This window comes from Oleiphilus sp. HI0079 (assembly GCF_001635105.1).
This window is the reverse complement of record NZ_LWFT01000580.1, coordinates 1-6,073: the sequence shown is the minus strand read 5'-3', so window position 1 is coordinate 6,073 and position 6,073 is coordinate 1. Positions and strand designations below refer to the sequence as shown.

General features: G+C 44.4%; 7 protein-coding genes and 1 other RNA gene. 2 read left to right on the top strand and 6 right to left on the bottom strand.

The window, feature by feature from the left end; translation table 11 throughout:
• Nucleotides 1–103 precede the first annotated feature (103 nt).
• Nucleotides 104–1,405, top strand: a complete 1,302-nt coding sequence (locus tag A3750_RS09790; protein WP_068458815.1) for a hypothetical protein — start codon at nt 104–106, stop codon at nt 1,403–1,405.
• A 368-nt stretch (nt 1,406–1,773) separates the two neighbouring features.
• Here A3750_RS09790 and A3750_RS09785 read toward each other — a convergent pair whose 3' ends face one another.
• From A3750_RS09785 to ssrA, 6 genes are all read right to left on the bottom strand, one after another.
• Nucleotides 1,774–2,256 (bottom strand): hypothetical protein, encoded by a 483-nt coding sequence (locus tag A3750_RS09785; protein WP_068458814.1) that lies wholly within the window; start codon nt 2,254–2,256, stop codon nt 1,774–1,776.
• Nucleotides 2,257–2,359: 103 nt separating this feature from the next.
• Nucleotides 2,360–2,653: a hypothetical protein gene (locus A3750_RS09780; RefSeq protein WP_156492718.1), complete on the bottom strand. Its 294-nt coding sequence runs from the start codon at nt 2,651–2,653 to the stop codon at nt 2,360–2,362.
• 378 nt (nt 2,654–3,031) lie between these two features.
• A complete protein-coding gene (locus tag A3750_RS09775) occupies nt 3,032–3,286 on the bottom strand; it encodes a Txe/YoeB family addiction module toxin (protein ID WP_068458812.1) in 255 nt (84 codons plus the stop codon).
• A complete protein-coding gene (locus A3750_RS09770) occupies nt 3,283–3,537 on the bottom strand; it encodes a type II toxin-antitoxin system Phd/YefM family antitoxin (protein WP_068458822.1) in 255 nt (84 codons plus the stop codon). Before A3750_RS09770 ends, A3750_RS09775 begins: the two co-directional genes overlap by 4 nt.
• A gap of 86 nt (nt 3,538–3,623) precedes the next feature.
• Nucleotides 3,624–4,409 (bottom strand): site-specific integrase, encoded by a 786-nt coding sequence (locus A3750_RS09765; RefSeq protein WP_068463736.1) that lies wholly within the window; start codon nt 4,407–4,409, stop codon nt 3,624–3,626.
• Between the two features lie 258 nt (nt 4,410–4,667).
• Nucleotides 4,668–5,053: a transfer-messenger RNA gene (ssrA, locus tag A3750_RS09760) on the bottom strand.
• Nucleotides 5,054–5,381: 328 nt separating this feature from the next.
• On the opposite strand from ssrA, the gene A3750_RS09755 reads away from it, so the two are divergent.
• A partial coding sequence (locus A3750_RS09755; protein ID WP_156498510.1) for a hypothetical protein occupies nt 5,382–6,073 on the top strand: 692 nt, incomplete at its 3' end.

The following is a 6,073-nucleotide window of genomic DNA, read 5'->3' as shown; positions in this document are numbered from 1 at the left end:
AGTCTCTGTTATGAAGGTATTATAAAAAAGATCGTGTTGCTTACATCTCAATTCGATTACCTATTTACTCTACTACTAGTTCTTTTACAGGGATTTGAAGGTTATGCCTCTTCAGAAGGAGTTTTTTCGATTATCTCGTCGTTACATATTGATATTCGTTGTTTGCAACATTCAATGGTTTTTTAGACACATTCGAGTCGATGACGATTGGAAGCTACAGGCACTTAAAACTTTCTCGGAAAACAAATGGGTAATTGCATTCGATTTCTTCATAGCGCCAATAGGTTTTTGCGCTCTTTTCGCCTCGTGTGGATTCTATGCTGTCAACTTCGTTAAAAGAGAAGAGCAGATAGTAAGAGAGCTAGTTAGTGTTATTTTGCTATTTTTTATTTTTGCCGCGGGCGTAGTCCTTTATTCGTATTGGACCCTTAACCACGAATCCATGGAATTAATATTGGCGAAGAGATCAAATTACGGACAGTATTTGGCTGATCATTGTATGGGGACACAAGAAATTGCGGCGTTTGGCAAATGCTCATCTAAATACTACGACACGCAGTATCTGCAGATAATATCTAACTCGCTTGGTCTTCTCGTTATATCGGGGCTTTTCTGTTTCGATTTGTTCAAGGCATTAAAGGTCTCGAAGGGTATTCAGGATAGTTCTTTTAAGAAGATATTACCTCCATATAAAAAGGAGTTGTGGTTTATTGGCTTTGCACTTTTGATAACCTACTCTTATTCAATGTTTGTGCATCCTTTTACGGTGGGTAGCTGGAGTCATGTACAGCGGGTTTGGGAGCGCTGGCAAAGCTTAAACGTTGGCGTTTTAGCATTTTTTTCAAGTATCGTAATTTATTGGGCGGCTACGTATAGCTCAAATAAACAAAGACAGAGAAACTTTGAGGCAAATAGGGCTTTTTTGCCTCAGGCATTGAGTGATCTGACCGCATACAATAAAAAATGCGCTGCATTCCTTGGAGGGGTGCGTAATATTGTTGTTACTTCAAAAGGCACGAAAGTTCGTGGTGACTGCCCCGAGTTACCGCATGCGGATATAATGGTCTTCAAGGAATGCATATCTTTCTCAACTCCTGCCATAGGCGAGCATCTAGCGCATATCTTACGTAAGCTTCAAATTAACCATGCTAGGCTTTCGGCTCTCAAGGATGAGGTAAATGATTCAACATATGTTGTAGTCGAATTGGACGTAATTTCCTATGTATATGGCCTGGGCGAGTTGCAATCGTTGATCGACGCTACTTTTGACTTTGCTCGGCGCGAAACTTCCGTGATTTCGGCGAGACACAGCCTTGAGAGTTTTCAGTCGGCATTTAGTACCATAGGAATTCATTTGTCTGCAGACGCCCGGTTGACGGAATTTGTAAAAAAAAGAATAACTTAAGCGTTCTGTTAGGATAGGTTTTACGCTCGTAATGGCGTCCGCGGCATCTCAGTAGAAACGTTGTATCCGCACTCTGGACATCGAATGGTCTTGAGCGTGTAGGGGCGCCTGGTAAGGAAGAGTTGAAAATATGCCTACATGCTTCGCATATAAACTACCTTGGGTCGTACTCCTTTTTACGCGTGTTGTTGTAACTACTTTTTGGAGGTGGGCATAGTGTCTTAGGGTTCAGTTTTCTTTGCTTCATGATATCCACCTCGCATACCGACTTGTCGTCATATTCGGGTTCGAATGCCCCATTTGAAGTGATACCCAGATAATCGGTTTACCGTTGCTTAAATGGCGTGAAGGGAAAAAAGGGGACGCATTTATTTTTGATACGCCTTAGCGCCCGTAGTCTTGGCCGTTTCGATTTCGTCCTTCTTGGTTTTGATCACGACAAATGCAACCCACAGAAACAGGAAACCAATAGCAAATTCTCTCGATGTTTGCAGCCAAAAGTCGAAAGCTGACGCATCAATAGAATAGGGGGTGTTCAAAGGGCGTTTTGAATATGCGACCCCTGACGTTATATTTAAATAGACCTCATAAAAAAATGGGATTGATAGTAAGGCTAAAACAACTCTTATTGAAATAGCCGCTTTGCTATAGAGAGTGATTTGGAACTTCCCAGGCTTTCCCTGTAGATCGTCGATTGTGCTGTCTTCTTCATCACTATTTTCAGATTCGTCAAATTTGGAGAGATGCAGCTTTATCTGCTCAAAGCGTTCGGGGTGCTTTTGACGGTCAATGTGGTCATAAGCGTATAACAGCTCGCTCTGGCTGTAATTGGCGTAGTTTGGTTCTTCCATAATCTCTAAATTCCAATTTTTGCGGCTCGTCTATTTAGCGTTGACCATGTAACAGGAAAAAAAGGGGACGCATTGAAAAAAAGGGGACGCATTTATTTTTTACCTACTCGCCTCCTTCAACCTCCTCAGCCGCTTTGTTGAGCGTTCTTCCGTTCTTTGGAACACGACTGCCAACTAAGTTTGCGACCAATATAGATGGCAGCAATAGAAGGATAACCGCCTTAGGTCGATCAATGATCAGCGCTGACCCTAGCGTGATAATTAAGTAAGTGGCCAGAAAAGAAAGCGTAAACGCACTGACGTTTAAGTATTTTTTCAGCATAAAAACCAGATCACAGGCAAGGGCGACTGAACCAAGAATAAGAGCAGCGTAAGCCGCTAAGATCAGTGCTGACATGAAGTCTTCACTAATCCAAAGAAGAGCTAGGATTGTTACGCATGCTCCCAATCTGAATCTAGCTTTTGAGTCACTTTTGATATCAAGTAAGAAACTTACAAGTGCCGGTCGGCTCCAGCGTGCGTTTTGCTCCATGCTTTTTTTGCTTCCTTTTTTTGGCTGAGGTTCGAATATATCTTAGGAACTTATAGTACTCCATACAATCTGCGTATCGTGCTTGCTTGCCTTCATTGCTACCCTTTTGCAATTAGGGTTGTTTGGGGAGAAAAAGGGGGGCGCATTTATTTTTGTGAGAGGTAGCGAGTAATGAAGCTAAAAGTCTTGTGGCTCAATGGGTGCCTGATACTAATGTTGTCGAGGAACGTTTAAAACCTCAGCTTAATAGTGGTAACGAGCCTGAGCAATAATTACTTCGGTTGCTGTAACCTTGTAAACCAGCCGGTGCTCTCTGTCGATTCTGCGAGACCAATAGCCTGACCAGTTATGCTTAAGGGGCTCTGGGTCGCCCAGCCCTTCGAATGGTTGGCGTTTAATGTCTTTAATTAAGGTGTTAATGCGCTTGAGAGTTTTCTTATCGGTTTTTTGCCAATACAAGTAGTCTTCCCAAGCTGTTTCAGCCCAAGATAAAATCACTCTTCAATTAGCCCGTGTTGCTTCGCTTTGCCGCCTTCGATTTCAGCAATTGCTTGGTTTAAACGTTCTGCGTTTTTAGGGCTTGCCATTAAATAAGCGGTCTCTTCGTAAGCTTGGAAGTCTTCTAAGCTCATTACTACGGCAGGCTTACCGTTCTGACGCGTAATCATAACGGGCTTGTGGTCATCATTCACTTTATCGAGCGTACCGGCTAGTTGATTGCGGAACGCTGAATAGCTCAAAGTGTCCATAGCTAAATCCTTTGAATTCATTGTACCTATTATTGTACTTGTACTTATATTTGTACGCAAACTGATCTCCACCGTTTCTGATATGGTCATACAATCCACCTCGCATATCGGCTAGTTGTCATATTCGGGTTAGAGTGCCCCATTTGAAGCGATACCCAGATAATCGGTTTACCGTTGCTAAGATGGCGCGATGCAAAGGTATGTCGGGTTTGGTAGGGCTCGCGATACTGGACGCCTGCCTTTTTGAGGGCGGCTTTCCAGATACGCTCACGAATCTTTTTATCGTTTAGTACTTTCTCGGTTTTGGTGTCGAAAAAGACGAAAGGCTTAACGCTGTACTGCTGCTGATTTAGTAAAGCGTCAATTGCCGGTTGACTAAGATCGACAGTCCGAACGCCGCTTTTGGTTTTCGGTTGTTTGGTTTGACCTCTAACAATGGCGCGGCGAATGTATATGCGTTTGTTGTCGAAATCGATATCTTGCCATTGCAAAGCGATTAGCTCAGAGGTGCGTAAGCCGGTTTCGAAGGCGAAGGTAATGAGGTTTAAGTCATTGCCTTCTAGTTGGCTGTATATCGCTTCAATTTCGTTATCGTTAAAAGGTAGCGGCTCTCTCGTAACGACATTAAGGTTTTTGATTTTCGTTAACGGGTTTTTGGCGATGAGGTCATCTTCTAGCGCTTCGGCATAGACAGCTCGTAACGGAACAAGCACGTTGTTAATGCGTTTGTTCGAGATCGATAACGAAGCTATCCAGTGTCGAATATCAGCAGGCTTTAGCTCTGATAAAAACATATGACCAAAGCGCGGGATTAAGTGTTCCTTTAACGCGCTTGAGTAGCCGCTGATTGGCTTCGACGTATGATTCGTCATTGGCAACGCGAATATATTCTTTAACTAGGAAGGCTTTGAAGAGAGAAAATTCGCCGAGAATTGCATTTCGGAAGGGTTTACATTCCCTTGTCCCCAGCTGATCGAGCGCGTCTTGTGCCGCTCTCGTGTCATTTTCGTGCCGTTTTTGAGGCGAATTAAGACCGCTTGAGACAGTCGCAGATGTTATCTGCTCATGTTCAAGTGGTTGATCTTTATAGGAAATATCCGGCCTAGAGAGGTCTAGGCCGGTATTGCAAGTGGTGGAGGTGGCGGGGGTCGAACCCGCGTCCGTCAGCACTCTGCCATCGGCTCTACATGCTTAGATTCCGTTAATTAGTTTAACCTTCCACAGCCCAACGGGCAGGACGTGGTTGGCGATCTCAGTAAAGTTTAACCAAGTGACCCTGAGTATGCCCTTTGGCGGTCCTGTTCTGAGTGACAGACTGCAGCGCGGTACAGGCACCTTGTTACAGTCCGTTAGGGTCGAAACCCTAAAAGCGCTTTTTCACTGCTTATGCAGCTAGTTGAGCACCGTAGTTGTCATCATTTGCAACTATTGATTACAGCGATTGGAGTACGAGTGCCACTGTACACTCGGCATGCACCTTTGGTTTCGTTACCAGCGTCGAAGCCATATCACCCCCGAAACTAATGAAACCTGAAAGCGTTTGGTTTCGACCGTGTCGATTCCCGGCAAGCAGTTGAAAACTGCTTTCGCTCGTGCCTCATGTGACGTTATTTATGCTCTGTCGTCACGATTACCAGAAGTATACTGCTTGCTTGCTACATTTACCTAGATTTATCTCAGAATTCCCTTTGTCTGATAAAGAAATATGGTCACGGGTGATGAATTTCAAGTGCTGACCGCTCCTCTGCTATTGGTCTGGGCAAAAAACATGCTAAGTTAAAACCGTTGAACGTGTTGTTAATACGTGTGGCCACGCCAAATAAATCTTTAAAGAGAATCTAAGGATGGAAAACAAAAAAAATCGCCGAATATCAATACAAACCGCGGTGATGGCGAGCGTGCTCTTGGTGTGCGGCTCGATGGGGTTGGTGGCAACAGGTTTGCAATTCTATTTTGGTAAGCAGATGGCCCAAAATACGGCAAACAAACTGTATGAGACGGTGGCCAAGAACGCGCAACGTGATATTTCATTATTAGATAAGCGCGCCGAGACGGTGACTACGCTGATGGCCGATTACGAGGAGCATTTGCTGCCAGCGGATTACGGCTTGAACCATCCTGCTCTCAACGCTTTTGCTGATGCGATGAAGCGTGTCGACAAGGTGTATTCGATTTACTTGGGTTATCCCAATGGCGACTTGCTTCAGTTGATCAATTTGGAAAGTAGCGGTGAGGTGCGCAAAGCGCTTGCTGCTACGGATGCGCACCGTTGGGTTTTTGCTGTGCATCAAACTTTTGGTAACGAGAAAAAGCTTGTTCACTATTTTCTAGATGAAGATCTTCAAGTACTCGACGAGCCTGTTGTGATTGGTGATTTTGATTCTAGGAGCCGTCCTTGGTATCAAAAAGCGTTGCAGTCCGGCTCCCTGTCGAATACGAAGCCGTATATTTTTAAAAGTACGAACGCGCCCGGAATAACGTATACAAGTCGCGTTAGGGGAGCTGACGTTGCTGTAGGCGTTGATGTCAGCCTTTC